Raw genomic sequence first — 17008 nt, forward strand, 5'->3', positions numbered from 1 at the left:
GCTAGTCCTCCCGGTGGCCGCGCAGTTTCTCCAGCTCGCGGCGATCCTTCTTCGTGGGACGCCCAGCGCCGCGGTCCCGCTGGGGCAGGCCCAGGAACGGAGCGGGCGGCCGCTCGGGGGTGTGGTCCGTGTAGCAGCGGGATGCGGCCTCGGCGCCGACGCGCTTGGCGATCAGAACGTGCACCTCAAGAATCCGTTCGAACCCCGGCTGCCTGACCCTGATCGTGTCGCCGGGGACTACCGTCTGCGAGGCCTTGACCGGGTTGCCGTTGAGTCGGACGTGACCCGCCCGGCAGGCCGCGGTGGCCGCGGAACGGGTCTTGTATGCGCGCACGGCCCACAGCCAGGAGTCGATGCGCACCGAGGAGGGAGCGGGGGCGGGGGCGTGCGAAAAGGCCATGGTGCGCAGCAGTCTAGCGGCGTATCGTCAGCTCATGGGGGGACGACCTTGAGGAGCTGACATGCCGGACAAGCAGCCACATCAGAGCGAGCACAAGAAGCCGTCGAAGTCGATCAAGGAGCAGCGCGCAGTCAAGAAGGCCAAACGCGCGGTCGCTCTCGACTCCGATCCCGTCGCGCATCTCCGCAAACCGCGGACCCGCTGAACCGTCCCGCCCTCCAGCCTCAGCCCGGAGGGCGGGCCCTTCTCTGCCCGGAGCTATGCCCTTCTCTGCCCGGAACTATGCCCGCCGCAGCTGGAGCCCGGCTCGCGCCATCGCGTCCGCGTACGCCTTGCCCATCTCGATCAGCCACTCCGTCTGGCGCTCCTTCGAGCCCGCGAAGGACCGGCCGTGGAGCGAACGCGCCTTGTAGACCTTGAGGCCCCGCCGCCAGATGAGCGGATTGCCTGTCTTGAGCAGCATCTGGGCGAGGCGGTTTGCCTCCGGGCCGTGGGCCACGATCGCCGACGCGCGCGGCAAGAGCTTGAGGAGCGCCAGGAGGGGCTTGAGTCCGGCCTGGACCTGATCGGGCGTGAGCTTGCCGTTCGCCTCACCCGGCGTGAACCACGGGTGGGTGTTCCACGGCATGATCCATTCGGGGCGCAGCCCAAGCTGGTACTGGAGGCCCAGGAGCCGGGTGGCGGCGGAGTCGTCCCCGGCCCACACGAAGCCCTGCGGGCTGGCCTCCCCCGTGTTCGAGAAGAGGCTCACGATCCGGCACTCCTCCGCGGAGTGCATCGGGTCGACGTAGGGGACTTCAAGGCCGGGCCGAAGCTTCCGCAGGAAGTCGACGTGTTCCGTCACGGGAGCGATCGAGGGTGCCCGCAGCGGGTCGCCCCCCTCGAGGACGTCGGGGACGACGGCGAGCCGCGGCTCGGCGTCGTCCGTCGCCTCGTCAGGTGACTCCGCGGACGCAGGCGGTTCCGCAAGCGCCTCGGCCGACGACCGCTGAACGGCCCTCTCCGCCTCAGCGAGGCGGTCGGCAGCGGTGCGGGCAAGCTCATCGGCCTCGGTGGATCGGGCAAGCGCGAGTTGGGCTGCTTCCTCTGCCGCCGACGCCTCAGCGGCGGCAGCCTTCGCTGCTGCTGCCTTCGCGACCGCCTCGGAGACGGCTCGCTTCGCGGCGTTTCCGGCCGACTCCGCTGCCACCCGGGCCCGCGCCGCAGCCTCGGTCAACGCGGCGATCGTCGGGTCCGGCTCCGGGTCGGTATCCTCCGGGGTCGGTAACTCGGGAGCCGAAACCCCGGCGGGGGGCAGCGTGGGGGCGGCCGGGACCCGGGAGGTCGGCATCTTGCTCGCCGGGGACTTCCGTGGGGTCGCTGTGCGACCCGATGTCCCGGAAGGCGCGTCATCGTCGTCGTCCTCGTCGAAGAGGTCGGTGAACAGGTCGTCGAACTCGTCCTCGTCGTCGTAGGCAAGCTCGGGACCCTGGCCGAAGCCCTCTTCGTACTTGGCGTCGAGGTCGGACCGGTAGTCCTCGTCGTAGTCGTCGTAGGCGAAGCGCGAGGCCAAGACTGTCATCTGCTGCAGGATCTCCTCGAGTTCAGCACGGCCGTCCCACGGCGCGCCGGAAGGCGTCCGATTCGGACGTGGAAGGGGGATGGGCCGGCCGTTGGGGGCGGTCGGGCTTTAAGAGCTTAGCAAGCTCGAGTTGGCCTGAGGTTCGACAGCTATTCAACCTCAGCGGCCTCGCGGAGCATGCGGCGGCCTCCCGGGGAATTTTCAGGCAGACTTGATGTTGCACACACTGGGAGGGCGGACCTCCCGCTTCCGCGCTCGACCTCTCCAGGAGACGCCGTGACGTCCGCGTCCGACCACCGTATTTCGCGCGAGAACCGCCTCGTGATCACCGCGCTCGTGACGGCCACGTTCGTCGTGATCCTCAACGAGACGATCATGAACGTCGCGCTTCCGCGCCTCATGGCGGAGCTGCAGATCGACGCTCCGACCGTTCAGTGGCTCGCGACCGCCTTCATGCTGACCATGTCGGTCGTCATCCCGACGACCGGCTTCCTCCTTCAGAGGCTCGCGCGCAGAAGCGTCTTCATCCTCGCGATGAGCTTCTTCAGCGCCGGAACGCTCCTTGCCGCGCTCGCACCGGGGTTCCCGGTCCTCCTGGTCGCCCGCGTCGTCCAGGCGTGCGGGACCGCCGTCATGCTTCCGCTGCTCATGACGAGCGTCCTCACGCTCGTTCCGGTGGCCCGCCGCGGCCAGGTCATGGGGATTGTGAGCATCGTCATCTCGGTCGCGCCGGCAATCGGGCCCACCATCTCGGGCCTCATCCTGCAGTTCCTCCCCTGGCGCTTCATGTTCCTCGCCGTCCTCCCGATCGCCCTCGCCGCGCTCGTCTTCGGCGCCCGGAAGCTCGGAGGCACCACTGAGGCCGAGCGCCCCCGGCTCGATGGGCTCTCCGTGGTGCTCACGGTGCCCGCGTTCGGCGGGCTCGTCTACGGGCTCAGCCAGCTGGGCGGCGAAGGAAACGGTCTCGGCCCCACGGTGCCGCTCGCCGTCGGCCTCGTGTGCTTGGCCGCGTTCGTCCTGCGCCAGCTCGGCCTCCAGCGCGGGGGTTCGCCGCTGCTCGATCTTCGCGCCTTCCTGCACCCGATGTTCACCGTGGCCACGGCCCTCCTCGTGGTCGGCATGATCGCCCTCTTCGGGGTGGTCATTCTCCTGCCGATCTACCTGCAGCAGGTCCGCGGCCTCGACACCCTCTCGACCGGCCTCCTGCTCCTCCCCGGCGGCCTCGTGATGGGCCTGCTCGCGCCCATGGTCGGAAAGTGGTTCGACCGGGTGGGCCCGCTTCCGCTGACGCTCGCCGGAACGGCGCTCATGACGGCGGTCCTCTTCGCCTTCGCGTTCCTCGCCGCGGACACCCCCATCTGGGCAGTCCTCGCGCTCCACGTCGGGCTGTCGCTCGGCCTCGCCCTCCTGTTCACCCCCGCCTTCACGAGCGGGCTCAACCCGCTCCCGCCGCACCTCTACAGCCACGGTTCGGCGATCCTGAGTACGCTCCAGCAGGTCGCGGGCGCGGCGGGGACCGCGTTGCTGGTCGGCGTCATGGCGTCGCAGACGCACTCGGCGGCCGTGTCCGGGGCGGCCGTGAGCCCCATCGAGGCGCAGATGACGGGCTTCAGGGCGGCTTTCCTCGTGGCCGCCATCGTGGCGATCGCTTCGATCGTCCTCGCGGCGTTCCTGCGGAATCGGCCCGCCGTCGAGACCCCAGTCGACGCCCAGGCCGCTGCGACCCTCCCCTGACGCCCACCCCTCGTTGCGCCGTCACCTCCGCGGGGTGTGCACCCCGCGGAGCTGACGGCGCATCAGGCTGAGAACCCGCCGTCGGCCTTCACGAGCTGGCCGTTGATCCAGCCCCCGGGCCCGCTCAGGAGGAAGGCGACGACCGCTGCCACGTCTTCGGGCCTGCCGAGGCGCCCGCCGGGCTGCCGAGCGGTGAGGGCGGCACGGGTCGAATCGTCCATCCATCCCGTGTCGATCGGGCCGGGATTGAGCACGTTGGCGCTGATTCCGAGCTGGCCGAGCTCGCGGGCGGCCGCGAGCACCATCCGGTCGAGCGCTCCCTTGCTCGCGCCATAGGGCATGTTGTACGCGGTGTGGTCGCTGGTGAGGGCGACGATACGGCCCAGTCCCCGCAGATTCTCGGGAAACTGCTCGGCGAAGGCCTTCACAAGGAGCCAGGAAGCTCGAGCGTTCACGGCGAAGTGGCGATCGAAGGATTCGACGCTCGTGTCGAGGATGGACGAGTCGACGGATTCCGCATGGCTCAGGACAAGCGCCCGCACGGGTGCCGGCTGCCCTGCCTGCCTCAGGAGTTCGGCCGGCACGGCCGGATCGGCGAGATCCGATTGCAGGACCTGGACAGCCGCCCCCCGCGCGCGCAGTTCCTCGGCGAGCTCCTCCGTGTCGCGCGTCGGGGGCCCACCGTGGACTCGAGTGTCATAGGCGGACCAATGCGAGAGCGCGAGATCCCATCCCTGGGCGGCGAGCTCGCGGGCGATGGCCGCCCCGATCCCTGAGCGGCGCCCTGCGCCCGTGACGAGGGCGAGCGGGCGCTCAGCCCGGGCGGACGACGGCGGAACCCGGCTGGTCGAGGTCACGCTCGCCAGCCTAGTCCCGAGAGTCGGTTGAGCCAGTGCGGTTTCGTTCAGAGGTCGAGGGCGGCGTGGTCGATCCGGCGGTGGTAGCGCATCCCCGCGGCCCCGCCGAGGACGGCGCCGAGCAGGGTGATGAGCGCACCGACGATCAGGACGATGATTCCGCCCGTGGTCAGGGTCCCCTCGTCGACGGGAATCCGGGGGAAGCTGTTGAGGCTGGAGAGGACGTTGAATCGTGCTCCGGCTGCTACGGCCAGGAGTGCGACGACGACGGCGATGACCACGGCCCACAGCCATACGGCGAGGCCCTGCCGCATGCCGTCGAATCGCGCCATCCGCCCCGCGACGTAGCCCCCGCAGTAGTAGGAGACGAACAAGATCACCGCCACCGCCACGGCCCCCACAATGCCCACGCTTGGGCCGGCCTGCCCTGCGAGCTTCGTGGGATCCGTCTGCGTTCCGATACCGATCCCTGCGCCCGCCGCCGTGAGCAGGGCGGTCAGGAGCACGGACATGCCCGTAGCGCTCAGCCAGCCGAAGAAGGCCGATCCAGCCTTCATGCCGCCGAAGCGCCTCCTCTGCTCGCTGACCAGCGCCTGCTCGTCAATGTCCCAGCCCGGTTGATGTTCGCTGTCCGGTTTGCGGTGTTCGGGGCTCATCGGTCCTGCCCTTCCGTGGTGGCTGATACCTGATGCAGTGGGCGTCCGCTGCGATTTGCCTTTCCCAAACTACAAACCCATTTCCCGGTTCAGGCCTGCCTAACCCGCATCGGCCGCTCGTACACGACGCCGGTGCGTGCGTTCTCGAAGCCGAGCGGCAGGTAGAGGCCCAGCCCTCCCGATTCGGTGGCAGCTTCGACGCCGAGGGTGGCATTTCGGTACCCAGCGGCCTTCGCGGCAGCGAGCACCTCCTTGAGCAGGACTGTTGCCAGACCGCGGCCCCTCGCGTGGCGGCGCGTGCCGACGAGGAACACGTAGAGCTCCCCGGGCTCGTGCTCGCTGCACAGCACGTACGACTCGACGGCATCCTCGAGCGGGATGTCTCGCAACGGACTCAGGGCCGCCCGGCTGAGCTGTGGCCGGAAGCACGCCGCACCGAGCTGGGCTGCCCACGACTGCGGATCGCGCGTGGGTACACCTCGGTGTTCGGCAAACGCATCGTGATGGGCTCGCCGCACCCCCTCGATGAGGACGGGGTCGGCAGGGTCGAGGGGCAGCCGAAGGGCGGACACCTCGACGGGCCGCGACCGGATGCTGGTCCGAGCCGCGGGCCATGCCGTGAGATCCAGGCGCAGGTCGTGGAGGAAGCGCGACGGTCTGTAGCCCCTGGCCTCCGCAATCCGAGCGGAACCGGACCGGGGCTCGCCCGCCCAGAGCGAAAGGGTCCCCAGAGCGCCGCCATGCCGCACGGCCGCGAGCTCTTCCGCCCGCAACTCGATCCAGTCCATGACGGCTCTGCCGATCCCGAGGCCACGCCACCCGGGATGCACGCCGCCGGCGAGGAACGCCGTCGCTCCGTCGCCCCGTGCATGGCACGCGATCCGCAGCTGGCCGTAGGCCACCATCTGGCCGCCGTCCCAGACGCCGATCGTATCGAGCGCGGGGTTCACCGTGGCCTCGTGGAGCTCCTCCGCAAGGTCCTCCGCGCCGTAACGCTCCCCTGTGCCCTCCGCGTCGGCGAGGAGGTTGCTGAGCCGGGCCCACTCATGAGTGTGGGCGGGCTCGATGGGCTTCCACTCGATGCTCATGGACTGTCTCCGCAGAGGGATGGGCCAACCGCCGGAGAGCAACGCTAACACCGCACAGCACGCGGCACATGGCGTAACGAGTCCACAGCATGTGAACTTTTAGCAACAAGTTATCCACAGCTTGTGGAAAGTAAGCGCCGAGCTGCCGAGGGCGTGACGGTCTCCGGCCTGCCGCAGAAGGCAAGGGAACGAACGACGCCGAGAGAATCACATGGGTGTAAGTTATCCACCCTTGTGGACAACGCTGTGGACCGGTGCCTTCACTCCTCCGGCGGTACGAAGCCGTCGACAACCAGGTCGCGGTATTCGGCGTGCCGCCGAAGGAACGCGCGGACGTAGGGGCAGTAGGGCCGGATCCTCGCCCCTTTGGAGCGGACGTCGTCGAGGGCGAAGCTCACGAGCCGACTTGCCAGACCGAGGCCGGAGTACCCCTCGTCCACCTCGGTGTGGTCGAACGCATACACCGCGCCGTCGTCCTGGACCCGGTACAGCGCCATGCCGATGCGCTTGTCCCCGTCATGGAGCTCGTAGCGATGCCGCTCCGGCACGTGCACGATCTCGATCCGGTCGGTCATCCGTGGTTCCTTTCCCGTGAGCCTCCACGTGGGCGAAGACGGACGTGGGGGAGGGCGGGCGCCGGAAGGGCCCCCTCACCCCTCGTGAGCTCGACGACGGCCCCGAACCGCACGTCGTCGTCCGTTCCGTGTTCCCCAGTGCCGTCCGCCTCCTCCGCCCCGATCTCGCGCTGCCAGGCGGCACGGTAGGCAACGATCTCGTCGTGGTCGCGACCGACGAAGTTCCACCACATGGTGATTTCCTCATCGAACGGCTGCCCCCCGAGCAGCAGGACACGCAGCGGCTCGTCATGGTCGTTGACGAGGGGGAGGGCGGGCCGGCCAGGGGAGAGGTAGGCGAGCAGATTCCGCGGCACTTCGGTTCCCTCGAGAGTTGCCCCGCCGCTGTCCACCAGCACGCCGTGTTCGAAGGCCGGATCGAGCTCGAGCACGACGGCGCTGCGCGGCCTGAGCGTGAGCTCGGCGCCGAGGAGGGGCGAGTAGGTCTGCACAGGGGACGAGGTCCCGAGAAGCGATCCGAGGAACACGCGCGCCTCACCCGCCGTCTCCCCGGCCCCATCGATGAGCGCCACAGGCTCTGGCACGTAGCGATCGAAGCCCGGGCCGGTATGACGCGACGCGTCCGGGAGGGCAGTCCAGAGCTGGGCCCCGTGCAGGATCGTGGTGCGGGGAGTCGAGTATTCGGAGTGGTTGATACCGCGGCCGGCCGTCATGAGGTTGAGTTCCCCCGGCCTGACGAGGGCGTGGTGCCCCGCGCTGTCCCGGTGCTCGATCTCTCCGGTGAACAGCCAACTCACCGTCTGGAGACCCGTATGCGGGTGAGGGGGGACCCGCATGCCTCCGGTTCGCGAGACATCGTCGGGACCGTAGTGGTCGAGGAAGCACCACGCGCCGATGAGGCTCCGCTCCTTCGAGGGCAGGGTCCGCCGCACCGGCATCGCCCGGGGGCCTCCGAGCGGTACATCGCGGGGAACGATGAGTTCGACGCCGGCTACGTCGCCGCCGTCCGCGCCGCACCGGGTCTCCTGGGGCTCAAGTTCGAGATTGCTCATGGCGCTGCCCTCCTCCGCCTGAGCCTAATCCGTCGAGGACCGAGGTTGTGCACTTTCCAACAGGGCGTATCCCCAAAGTTGTCCACAGCTGTGGAATCCCGTCCGTGTGGCGCGCTCGGTGCCGCCCGATCCGCCTTGACCGCGGGCGCGGAGGCAGCCGAACTACAGCCGTGTAAGTTACCCACACTGTGGACAACCGTTGTGGACAACGTCCGCGGAAAGGAGCCTCGACACCCTTGACCTTCCCGGCGGTGCGGCGTAGCTTCGAAGTATTCAACCAGTTGGTTGATCAAAAGGACGGTTGATCACCGAGTGTTCGAAAGGCCTGTCATGGAGACTGCGACCACTGATCCCGAAACGGCCGAGGAAGACCGGCTCAACCGCGCTTTTGCCGCCCTCTCGGACCCCGTGCGCCGGCGCCTTGTCGCACGCCTCGCTGAGGGAGATGCCACGGTGAACGAACTCGCCGAGCCCTTCGCCGTCACTCTGCAGGCCGTCTCGAAGCACCTCAAAGTGCTCGAGGAAGCAGGCCTCATCACACGCAGCCGCGACGCCCAACGTCGCCCCTGCCATCTGGACGCCGCCGCCCTGGGCCGCCTGACAGCCTGGCTGGACGGCTACCGCCAAGCCGTCGAGGAACGCTACGAACGCCTCGACGCCCTTCTCGCATCGGAGGAAGACCGCCATGACCACCACCAAGACCACCCAGGTGAGCGCTGAGCCCGGACTGCCGTTCGTCGACGTCGTCCGCGAATTCGACGCTTCCGCAGAGCGCGTCTACCGGGCACATGTCGACCCGGAACTGTTCCGTCAGTGGGTCGGGCCCCGCAGGTACGCCACCACGATCGACCGCTTCGACGCCCGGAGCGGGGGTTCCTACCGCTTCGTCCAGTCCGGCGATGACGGCCTGACCTTCGCCTTCCACGGGTCCTTCCACGAGCTCACCGAACCGCGCCGGATGGTGCAGACCTTCGAGTTCGAAGGGGCCCCGGGCCATGTCTCACTCGACGCAGCCGAGATCGAACCCCTCGAGGACGGGCGATGCCGCCTGACGGTTCACTCGACCTTCCAGTCCGTCGCCGCCCGCGACGCCATGCTCGAGGCGGGGATGACGGATGGCATGAGCGAAGGCTACGAGCGACTCGACGAACTGCTGGGCCGCGAGGCCTGAGTTCACGGATGCCTCTGGGTCCACAGCCGCTGGGGAACGTTATCCACAGCTGGGGACGATACGGCGGGAGTCGGGCTCTCACAAAGGCCTCTGGCTCCCGCCATCACTGGCATCCCTCGGGTCTAACTACAGATCTGTAAGTTGTGCACACTGTGGACAGCGGCTGTGGAAAACGGACGCTGACCGAGCTAGCTGCCGATCGACGACGGCTGGGCGAGCCCGAGACCCGCCACCCGCACCGCAGTCACGATGACGAGCAGCGCTACCACCGCCGCCATTCCCGCGATCTGGACGGCGAGCTGGTAGCGGCCCCGCGGAGCGTAGGCGATGACCGCCGTCGTCAGCCCTCCCGTCACGAGTCCGCCCAAGTGTGCCTGCCAGGCGATTCCAGGGACGACGAACCCCAAGACGGCATTGATGGCGATCAGGACCAGGAGTTGGCCGACGCTGCCTCCGCGCTGGCGGACGACGACGAAGAGCGCACCGAAGAGCCCGAAGATCGCGCCCGAGGCGCCGATCACGGCGGTCATGGAGACCGGGGTCAGGAGGAAGAATCCGACCGAGCCGCCGAGCGCCGAGATCAGATACACGAGGAGATACCGCCAGCGACCAAGCGCCGGCTCGAGCACCCGCCCGAAAATCCACAGGGTGTACATGTTGAGCCCGATGTGGAGGATGAAACTCTGGGAATGCAGAAACGCGCTCGTGAGCATGCGCCACGGCTCGACACCCGTGAAGACTGTCGCGTACGCGAAGTCCTGGAAGACCGCGTCGTTCGGCAGCAGCCACTCGAGTAGGTAGACCAGCACGCAGGCCCCGATGATGGACCACGTCACGAGAGGCTGGCCCGAACGGCGCAGGGTCCCTCCGTACCGGCCCCGAGGCGCAAGCGCCGCGACTTCGCGCACGCAGTCGATGCATTGGATGCCCACCGCGGCCGGCCGCTGGCATTCCGGGCACGCAGGACGCCCGCACCGTTGACACCTCACATAGGAGACACGGTCCGGGTGGCGGGGGCACACGGGCGGAGCGGCCGGCTCCGCGGGGGGCATTCCGTAGCTCACGTGGAAGGAGGCTAGAGCTGCTCGACGTCGATCGAGCTGATGACGACGTCCTCGACCGGGCGGTCCTGAAGGCCCGTGCGGACGCCTTCGATCTCGTCCACGACCTTCTTCGACTGCTCGTCCGCAACCTCGCCGAAGATGGTGTGCTTGCCGTAGAGCCAGCTCGTGTCGACCGTCGTGATGAAGAACTGGGAGCCGTTGGTTCCCTTGCCGCCCTGGACGCCCGCGTTCGCCATGGCGAGCTTGTACGGCTCCTTGAAGTTCAGCTCGGGGTGGATCTCGTCGTCGAACCGGTAGCCGGGGCCGCCGATGCCCTTTCCGAGCGGATCGCCGCCCTGGATCATGAAGTCCTTGATGATGCGGTGGAAGACCGTGCCGTTGTAGAGGGGAGTCCCGGTCTTGTCCTCGCCGGTCTCGGGGTGCGTCCAGGACTGCTCGCCCGTCGCGAGTCCCACGAAGTTCTTCACGGTCTTCGGCGCGTGATTGCCGAAGAGGTTGACCACGATGTCGCCGTGGTTCGTGTGGATGATGGCCTTGGCGGTTGCATTAGCACTCATGCGCTTCATTGTTCCACGGGCACATAGGACCCAGCCGGGCGCAGTCCGACGTTCTGCGCTCGGTGAAATCCGGGAACCCTGTGGCAGGGAATGCCCTGTTTTCGTAGCATACGGCGTCTCGCTCTCGTAGGCTGGCGATGGACCTAGCAGATATCTGGAGGTAGCCGTGAAGAAATCACTGGAGAAGACCGTCACGACCAGCGTCGAGAACGCGCGCGATTGGGCCCAGCCCCGCGTGGATGCGGCCATGGAGTGGGCCGTGCCGAAGATCCAGCAGGGTCTCGATGCCGCCTCCCCGAAGGTCCAAGAGGGCCTCAAGACCGCCGCGAACAGCCTGGCAGAGGGCGTCGCGGTAGTGACGCCGAAGATTCAGGAGGGGCTTTCGCACCTCGGCCCGAAGATCAGCGAGATCGTCGACACCACCGCTCCCCGCCTTCATGAGGCCGTGGACAAGGCCGCGCCCGTGATCAAGGACGCTGCCGATCAGGTGCTTCCCCGAATCTCGGAGGGCCTCGCGACCGCCGCCGAGACGGTGAACCGCGGTCTCTCGGCCGCCCCGGCGCAGGTGGACGCTGTCGCTCAGAAGCTCGCCGAGTCCGGGATCGTCCGGCAGGCCGACGCTGCCGCCAAGCAGGCAGTCGCCGCAGCGCAGGAGGCCGCCCAGCAGGCCACGTCCCAGCCCGGGAGGAAGAAGCGCCGCGGATTCCTCGTCTTCGGTGTCGTCGCCGCCGCGGTCGCGGCTGGCGTCGCCGCATGGCGCGCCGCCAAGCCCGTCGAAGACCCGTGGAAGACCCCGGCGCCGGTCAAGCCCGTGCCCGTGACCCCGCCGTCGTCCGCGTCCTCGGAGTCCGTGGCCTCGAAGCCCGAGGGGACCACCTCGGCCCCGACGGCCGCCACCCCGGCGAAGGAGACGGCGGAGGACACCGCGGTCTCGGAGGCCGCGAACGCCTCGGATACGACGAGCAAGCCGGCGGCCGCGCCCGCCGTCGACACCTCGATGGGTCCAGAGGCCGCCGAGGGCGAGGAAGAAGACCCCAAGGGCGAGGCCAAGCACGTAGCGAAGGATGCCACGGCCGCGATGCGCGAGGTCCACAACGCGAGCCAGGACGGCGCGTCCTAGGCGCAGCGAGAGCGAGGCACGGGGACTCATCCGTGCTGTTACGGGAGGGGACCTGCTTGACCGCGGGTCCCCTCCTTGGCTTTGCTAGATTGGCACTGATGGCACTCGAACCCGCCCTCTCCGCGTCGACCTACGCGATCGGCCGCCCGAGCGTGTCGATCGTCATCCCCGCTTACAACGAGGAGAGCGTGATCCGGCAGTGCGTCACTGCCGCGATCTATCAGTCGGTGCCCGCCCTCGAGATCATCGTCGTCGACAATCTCAGCAAGGACGCCACGGCGGCCATTGTCGCCCAGCTGCAGCAGGAGTACCCCGAGGCGGGGATCCGCCTCCTCTCCCAGGATGCAGAACAGGGACTCATCCCGACCCGGAACCTCGGGCTGGATGCCGCCCAAGGCGAGATCCTCGGCCGCATCGATGCCGATTCGCTGCTCGAGCCGGACTGGGTCGAGGAAGTCATCAAGGCCTTTGCCGACCCGTCGGTCCAGGCGGCCACGGGTCCGGTCGTGTACTACGACATGCCGATGCGGCGCTTCGGCCTCAAGGCCGACGACAAGGTGCGGCAGCTCATGCTCAAGCTCGCGAGGCATCAGTACCACTTCCTCTTCGGCTCCAACATGGCGTTGCGCAAGAGCGCGTGGGAGAGGATCCGCGGCGAGGTCTGCCGTGACGAGAACGACGAGATGCACGAGGACATCGACCTCTCCCTGCACCTCGCCGAGCACGCAATGCACATCCAGTACTGGCCCGAGATGGTCTCCGGCATGTCTGCGCGCCGTCTCGAGGACTCGCCGCGGGACTATCGCTACTACGTCACGCGCTTCGACCGCACCTACAAGGCCCACAACGTGAAGAAGATCGCGCTCAAGGCGCCCATGGTCGTCTTCTTCTCCATCTACTTCCCGGCCAAGCTGCTGCGCGCGCTGCACGCGGCAAACTCCTCGCCAGCGGCCAAGCGCGCCCGCGTCAGCTAATCGGCGCCAAGCTCGGCTTCAACCGCGCGATCGCGCCTCGCGCGCCGCTGTCCGAGGACGACGACGGCGAGCCCGGCCAGGATGCAGGCAAGCCCCGCGTAGGTCCCGGCAGGGAGGACTTCGTGGAGGAACACCGCTGCGAGGATCGCGGCCCCCGGGATCTCGAGCAGGATGATCATCGAGACGACCAGCGGGCTCAGGGTCGCAACCAGATGGTTGAACGCCGTGTGCCCGACGAGCTGTGCGGCGATCGTGATCGCGAAGATCCCGGCCCAGCCGATGGGCTCGAAACCGGCCAGCCGCTGCCCCGACACGAGGGCGAGGATCGCGACGAGGACCGCGCACACGCCATAGCACAGAGCCGTGTACGTCCCTGTGCTCATGGTCTGGCGCGCTTGGCCTCCTGCCATCGTGTAGAGGCCGGCCAGGATTCCCCCCGCGACAGCGAGCAGGTCGCCCAGCAGTGCCTCGTGAGAACCGCCGAGATCCAGGCCGGTGATGGCCACGACCCCCACAAACGAAATCCCCAGCCCCACGATGACGGCCCGCGGCAGCCTGCGCCCCCGGATGAGCGAGACGACCGCAATCCATCCGGACTGGAGGCACACGAGGGCGGTTGCGGCGGCGACCGACGTGAGGGTCAGCGAGAGGATGAAGCACACGAAGTGGAATGCGAGGGCGAGGCCCGCAAGCGACGACCACAGATACTCGCGTCTGCCGAGCAGCCGGAACTGCCGCGGTTCCCGGATGGCCACGGGGGCGGCCATGACGACCGCGGCGAGGGCGTTGCGCCAGAACGCGATGGCGAGCGCCGTGACCGAGCTGCCCGCAAGGGTCGCTGCAATGAGGGGTCCGGACGAGGAGACGCCGAGCACGCCAAGGGCCGCCAAGAGGAGAGTCACCGGTCCACTCTATGCCCGGCTGGCGGGGCCCCCGATCCCGCGCCGCCGGTCTGGGAACCGCCGAGACGGCAGAAGCCCCGGCACCTTCGCAGGTGCCGGGGCTTCCCGGGGTGGAGGCAAGGGGACTCGAACCCCTAACCCCCTGCTTGCAAAGCAGGTGCGCTACCAATTGCGCCATGCCCCCGCATGCCATCCGGTCCCAAGCTATTCGACGGCGTCCGTCGTAGTGCTCCAGACCTTCTTCTGGGCTTCGGATTCCTGCACCTTCTTCACAACAAAGGCGCCCGCAACTGCAGCGATTGCGAGTGCAATCAGCTTCTTCAACGGGCACCTCCGAAGGTGGAAAGCAGGTTCCGTGGGCGTACCAGGACTTGAACCTGGGACCTCTTCGTTATCAGCGAAGCGCTCTAACCGCCTGAGCTATACGCCCCCAAGGCTCGATACGGCTCTATCGTCCATATTGCCCTCGGGCCGAGATAAGACTCTACAGCACCGAGGGCAACCGGGCCAAATCCGAATCAGTCGTCGGTGAGAGTGACTCCGATGCCCCCGACGAGGGCAGACGCAAGGTTGTAGAGCACCGCCGTGAGCATCGAGAGAGCCGTCAGGAGGACGACGTTGACGACCGCGATGATGGTCGCGAACGAGGCCACCTGACCGAGCGAGGCGACCTTGCGGAGGTCGAAGCCCCCGCTCTCCGAGCCCGCCACCTGACCGAGAAGGCCGTTGATCTTGTCGAAGATCCCCGTGATGTCGAGGACCGTCCACAGGACGATCGAGGCGACGACCGTCACGATGCCCAGGGCGACCGAGAGCAGGAACGCCATCTTGAGGACCGACCACGGGTCCACCTTGCTCACAAGGAGGCGTGCTCGACGCTGCTTGGCCTTGGGTGCCGGACGAACCAGGCCCTGGGTCGGGGCCCCGCCGAGAGGAGGCCGCTGCGCCGGGCGAGCGGCGGGTCGCTGACCCGCCCCCGCCGGGGCAACGCTCGGGCGTTGGGTCGCAGCGGTCGGAGCCTGGGAGCCACGAGGCTGATAGCCTCCCGACGACGGCGCCGCGGCCGGCCGCTGCGGCGGCCGCGCCGGTGGGGTCACCTGAGGGTAGCCCCCGGGACGGGCTTCATTCTCGGGCGTGCTCACTCGTTACCTCCGGGGTTCTCGACAGAGTCTCCGGTCAACGTTACGGCATCCCGAGCCTCCTCGCTCTCGTCGACCGGTTCGATCTCTGCATCGACCACCTCGCCCTCGACGGCCTCGGTGAGCCCACGCTCGGTGTTCCGCGCCACGGCGATGATGCGATCGCCGTCGTCCGGGCGTGCGAAGATGACGCCCATGGTGTCCCGGCCGGTCGCCGGCACGCCCGAAACTGCGGAGCGGACCACCTTGCCGCCCTCCATGACGACAAGGACCTCGTCCTCGTCATTGACGATCAACCCGCCCATCAGGTGGCCGCGGCCCTCCTGGTACTTGCCGACCTTGATGCCGAGACCGCCGCGACCCTGGCGCCGGTACTCGTCGACGGCCGTCTTCTTGGCGTAGCCAGCCTCGGTCACGATGAAGACGTACGAGCCCTCGCGGACGACATCCGCGGCGAGGAGTTCGTCGTCGTCCCTGAACTTCATTCCGGTCACGCCGCTCGTTGCGCGGCCCATGGGACGCAGGGCGTCGTCGTCGGCCGTGAAGCGCACGGACTGACCGTGCCGCGAGACGAGCAGGAGGTCGTCCGTCTCCGAGACGAGGCGCGCGGAGACGAGCTCGTCCCCGTCGCGCAGGTTGATCGCAATGACGCCTGCCGTACGGTTCGTGTCGTAGTCCTCGAGGCGAGTCTTCTTCACGAGACCGCTCTTCGTTGCCAGCACGAGGTACGGCGCCTGCTGGTAGTCGCGGAGGTCGAGGACCTGGGCGATCCGCTCATCGGGCTGGAACGCGAGGACGTTGGCAACGTGCTGGCCCTTCGCGTCGCGACCGCCCTCGGCGAGCTCGTACGCCTTCGCCCGGTACACCCGGCCGAGGTTGGTGAAGAAGAGCAGCCAGTGGTGCGTCGTCGTGACGAAGAAGTGCTCGACGACGTCGTCCCCGCGCAGCTGGGCGCCGCGGACTCCCTTGCCGCCGCGGTTCTGCTGCCGGTACTGGTCGCTGCGGGTCCGCTTGACGTACCCGCCGCGCGTGATGGTCACGACCATCTCTTCCTCGGGAATGAGGTCTTCGACGCTCATCTCGCCGTCGAAGCCCGCGAGGATGCGGGTGCGGCGATCGTCGCCGTACTTCTCGACGATCGTCCCGAGCTCCTCGGAGATGATCCCGCGCTGGAGCGCGGGGTCCGCGAGGATCTTGCGGTACTCCGCGATCTGGGCCTCGAGCTCGTCGCTGCGGTCCTGGATCTTCTGCCGCTCGAGGGCCGCGAGGCGGCGGAGCTGCATGTCCAGGATCGCGCGGGCCTGGAGCTCGTCGATCTCGAGGAGCGACATGAGCCCGTCGCGGGCCTCTTCGACCGTGGGGGAGCGGCGGATGAGGGCGATGACCTCGTCGAGCATGTCGAGGGCCTTGAGCAGGCCGCGGAGGATGTGGATCTCCTCCTCGGCCTTCCGCAGCCGGAACTGCGTGCGGCGGACGATCACGTCGATCTGGTGGGTCACCCAGTGGCGCACGAACGCGTCGAGCGAGAGCGTGCGCGGCACGCCGTCCACGATCGCGAGCATGTTCGCGGGGAAGTTGTCCTGCAGCTGCGTGTGCTTGTACAGGTTGTTGAGGACGACCTTCGCGACGGCGTCCCGCTTGAGGACGATCACGAGCCGCTGGCCGGTGCGGCCCGACGTCTCGTCCCGGAGGTCGGCGATGCCGTGGAGCTTTCCGTCCTTCACGAGCTCGGCGATCTTCATCGCGAGGTTGTCCGGGTTCGCCATGTACGGCAGCTCGGTGACCACGAGGCACGTGCGGCCCTGGATCTCCTCGACGTTGACGACGGCGCGCATCGTGATCGAGCCGCGGCCCGTGCGGTACGCGTCCTCGATGCCGCGGTGGCCGAGGATCGTCGCACCCGTCGGGAAGTCCGGTCCCTTGATCCGCACGAGGAGCGCCTCGAGGAGCTCCTCGCGCGTCGCCTCGGGGTTCTGGAGGTACCACTGGACGCCGTCGGCGACCTCGCGGAGGTTGTGCGGCGGGATGTTCGTGGCCATCCCGACGGCGATCCCGGAGGATCCGTTGACGAGCAGGTTCGGGAACCTGGCCGGCAGGATCGTCGGCTCCTGGTTCTTGCCGTCGTAGTTGTCCTGGAAGTCGACGGTCTCCTCGTCGA

19 protein-coding genes and 2 tRNA genes are annotated in these 17008 nt (G+C 68.3%); 6 read left to right on the top strand and 15 right to left on the bottom strand.

The genetic code is table 11. The features are described from left to right. Position 1 precedes the first annotated feature (1 nt). Positions 2-400, bottom strand: a complete 399-nt coding sequence (locus V7053_RS07050) for an RNA-binding S4 domain-containing protein (protein WP_334171561.1) — start codon at positions 398-400, stop codon at positions 2-4. Between the two features lie 61 nt (positions 401-461). Between V7053_RS07050 and V7053_RS07055 the strand changes: the two genes are divergently transcribed. After that, a complete protein-coding gene (locus V7053_RS07055) occupies positions 462-605 on the top strand; it encodes a hypothetical protein (RefSeq protein ID WP_334171562.1) in 144 nt (47 codons plus the stop codon). A 75-nt stretch (positions 606-680) separates the two neighbouring features. Here the strand turns inward: V7053_RS07055 and V7053_RS07060 are convergent, their stop codons facing one another. Then, on the bottom strand, positions 681-1178 hold the full coding sequence (locus V7053_RS07060) for a uracil-DNA glycosylase (RefSeq protein ID WP_334171578.1): 498 nt from the start codon (positions 1176-1178) through the stop codon (positions 681-683). Between the two features lie 960 nt (positions 1179-2138). On the opposite strand from V7053_RS07060, the gene V7053_RS07065 reads away from it, so the two are divergent. Then, positions 2139-3695 carry an MDR family MFS transporter gene (locus tag V7053_RS07065; protein WP_443022583.1) on the top strand — a complete coding sequence of 519 codons (1557 nt, stop codon included), beginning with the start codon at positions 2139-2141 and terminating at the stop codon, positions 3693-3695. Positions 3696-3757: 62 nt separating this feature from the next. Here V7053_RS07065 and V7053_RS07070 read toward each other — a convergent pair whose 3' ends face one another. The 5 genes from V7053_RS07070 to V7053_RS07090 all read right to left on the bottom strand — a co-directional run bounded on the left by V7053_RS07070 (position 3758) and on the right by V7053_RS07090 (position 7923). Then, positions 3758-4552 (bottom strand): SDR family oxidoreductase, encoded by a 795-nt coding sequence (locus tag V7053_RS07070; RefSeq protein WP_334171564.1) that lies wholly within the window; start codon positions 4550-4552, stop codon positions 3758-3760. A 47-nt stretch (positions 4553-4599) separates the two neighbouring features. Beyond that, positions 4600-5208, bottom strand: coding sequence for a hypothetical protein (locus tag V7053_RS07075; RefSeq protein ID WP_334171565.1), 609 nt, complete (start codon positions 5206-5208; stop codon positions 4600-4602). A gap of 89 nt (positions 5209-5297) precedes the next feature. Further along, positions 5298-6296 (bottom strand): GNAT family N-acetyltransferase, encoded by a 999-nt coding sequence (locus V7053_RS07080; RefSeq protein WP_334171566.1) that lies wholly within the window; start codon positions 6294-6296, stop codon positions 5298-5300. 260 nt (positions 6297-6556) lie between these two features. Next, positions 6557-6871: a GNAT family N-acetyltransferase gene (locus tag V7053_RS07085; RefSeq protein WP_334171567.1), complete on the bottom strand. Its 315-nt coding sequence runs from the start codon at positions 6869-6871 to the stop codon at positions 6557-6559. After that, complete coding sequence (locus V7053_RS07090) at positions 6868-7923, bottom strand: pirin family protein (protein ID WP_334171568.1); 1056 nt, start codon at positions 7921-7923, stop codon at positions 6868-6870. Before V7053_RS07090 ends, V7053_RS07085 begins: the two co-directional genes overlap by 4 nt. A 330-nt stretch (positions 7924-8253) precedes the next feature. Here V7053_RS07090 and V7053_RS07095 point away from each other — a divergent pair, with 330 nt between their 5' ends. Together V7053_RS07095 and V7053_RS07100 are read left to right on the top strand one after the other, a co-directional pair. After that, on the top strand, positions 8254-8643 hold the full coding sequence (locus V7053_RS07095; RefSeq protein WP_334171569.1) for an ArsR/SmtB family transcription factor: 390 nt from the start codon (positions 8254-8256) through the stop codon (positions 8641-8643). Then, the gene (locus tag V7053_RS07100; protein ID WP_334171570.1) at positions 8609-9094 is read left to right on the top strand and encodes an SRPBCC family protein; all 486 of its coding nucleotides are present in this window, start codon (positions 8609-8611) and stop codon (positions 9092-9094) included. The genes V7053_RS07095 and V7053_RS07100 overlap by 35 nt, the downstream gene beginning before the upstream one ends. A 188-nt stretch (positions 9095-9282) precedes the next feature. On the opposite strand, the gene V7053_RS07105 is transcribed toward V7053_RS07100, so the two are convergent. Together V7053_RS07105 and V7053_RS07110 are read right to left on the bottom strand one after the other, a co-directional pair. Next, on the bottom strand, positions 9283-10158 hold the full coding sequence (locus tag V7053_RS07105) for a rhomboid family intramembrane serine protease (RefSeq protein WP_334171571.1): 876 nt from the start codon (positions 10156-10158) through the stop codon (positions 9283-9285). Positions 10159-10169: 11 nt separating this feature from the next. Continuing rightward, positions 10170-10715, bottom strand: a complete 546-nt coding sequence (locus tag V7053_RS07110; protein WP_334171572.1) for a peptidylprolyl isomerase — start codon at positions 10713-10715, stop codon at positions 10170-10172. A 166-nt stretch (positions 10716-10881) separates the two neighbouring features. Here V7053_RS07110 and V7053_RS07115 point away from each other — a divergent pair, with 166 nt between their 5' ends. Both V7053_RS07115 and V7053_RS07120 read left to right on the top strand, forming a co-directional pair. Then, positions 10882-11835, top strand: coding sequence for a hypothetical protein (locus V7053_RS07115; protein WP_334171573.1), 954 nt, complete (start codon positions 10882-10884; stop codon positions 11833-11835). A 98-nt stretch (positions 11836-11933) separates the two neighbouring features. After that, entirely contained in the window at positions 11934-12809 is an 876-nt protein-coding gene (locus tag V7053_RS07120; protein ID WP_334171574.1) for a glycosyltransferase, read from the top strand. Here the strand turns inward: V7053_RS07120 and V7053_RS07125 are convergent. From V7053_RS07125 to gyrA, 6 genes are all read right to left on the bottom strand, one after another. Further along, a complete protein-coding gene (locus V7053_RS07125; RefSeq protein ID WP_334171575.1) occupies positions 12806-13711 on the bottom strand; it encodes a DMT family transporter in 906 nt (301 codons plus the stop codon). The two genes, V7053_RS07120 and V7053_RS07125, sit on opposite strands and share 4 nt — an antisense overlap. 111 nt (positions 13712-13822) lie before the next feature. After that, a tRNA-Ala gene (locus V7053_RS07130) sits at positions 13823-13895 on the bottom strand. Positions 13896-13915: 20 nt separating this feature from the next. After that, entirely contained in the window at positions 13916-14035 is a 120-nt protein-coding gene (locus tag V7053_RS07135; RefSeq protein ID WP_334171576.1) for a DLW-39 family protein, read from the bottom strand. A 32-nt stretch (positions 14036-14067) separates the two neighbouring features. Then, positions 14068-14141 (bottom strand) — tRNA-Ile (locus V7053_RS07140). Between the two features lie 88 nt (positions 14142-14229). Then, positions 14230-14853 carry a DUF3566 domain-containing protein gene (locus tag V7053_RS07145; protein WP_443022584.1) on the bottom strand — a complete coding sequence of 208 codons (624 nt, stop codon included), beginning with the start codon at positions 14851-14853 and terminating at the stop codon, positions 14230-14232. After that, a partial coding sequence (gyrA, locus tag V7053_RS07150) for a DNA gyrase subunit A (protein ID WP_334171577.1) occupies positions 14850-17008 on the bottom strand: 2159 nt, incomplete at its 5' end. The genes gyrA and V7053_RS07145, both read right to left, overlap by 4 nt.

The sequence above is a fragment of the Sinomonas sp. genome, from assembly GCF_036848755.1.
Taxonomy (GTDB): domain Bacteria; phylum Actinomycetota; class Actinomycetes; order Actinomycetales; family Micrococcaceae; genus Sinomonas.

Bases quoted from the DNA above. Each gene is read 5' to 3' on its own strand.
- V7053_RS07050 (WP_334171561.1), bottom strand. From the start codon at position 400: ATGGCCTTTTCGCACGCCCCCGCCCCCGCTCCCTCCTCGGTGCGCATC.
- V7053_RS07110 (WP_334171572.1), bottom strand. From the start codon at position 10,715: ATGAGTGCTAATGCAACCGCCAAGGCCATCATCCACACGAACCACGGC.
- V7053_RS07090 (WP_334171568.1), bottom strand. From the start codon at position 7,923: ATGAGCAATCTCGAACTTGAGCCCCAGGAGACCCGGTGCGGCGCGGAC.
- V7053_RS07075 (WP_334171565.1), bottom strand. From the start codon at position 5,208: ATGAGCCCCGAACACCGCAAACCGGACAGCGAACATCAACCGGGCTGG.
- V7053_RS07060 (WP_334171578.1), bottom strand. From the start codon at position 1,178: ATGCACTCCGCGGAGGAGTGCCGGATCGTGAGCCTCTTCTCGAACACG.
- V7053_RS07085 (WP_334171567.1), bottom strand. From the start codon at position 6,871: ATGACCGACCGGATCGAGATCGTGCACGTGCCGGAGCGGCATCGCTAC.
- V7053_RS07055 (WP_334171562.1), top strand. From the start codon at position 462: ATGCCGGACAAGCAGCCACATCAGAGCGAGCACAAGAAGCCGTCGAAG.
- V7053_RS07100 (WP_334171570.1), top strand. From the start codon at position 8,609: ATGACCACCACCAAGACCACCCAGGTGAGCGCTGAGCCCGGACTGCCG.
- V7053_RS07065 (WP_443022583.1), top strand. From the start codon at position 2,139: ATGCGGCGGCCTCCCGGGGAATTTTCAGGCAGACTTGATGTTGCACAC.
- V7053_RS07080 (WP_334171566.1), bottom strand. From the start codon at position 6,296: ATGAGCATCGAGTGGAAGCCCATCGAGCCCGCCCACACTCATGAGTGG.
- V7053_RS07120 (WP_334171574.1), top strand. From the start codon at position 11,934: ATGGCACTCGAACCCGCCCTCTCCGCGTCGACCTACGCGATCGGCCGC.
- V7053_RS07095 (WP_334171569.1), top strand. From the start codon at position 8,254: ATGGAGACTGCGACCACTGATCCCGAAACGGCCGAGGAAGACCGGCTC.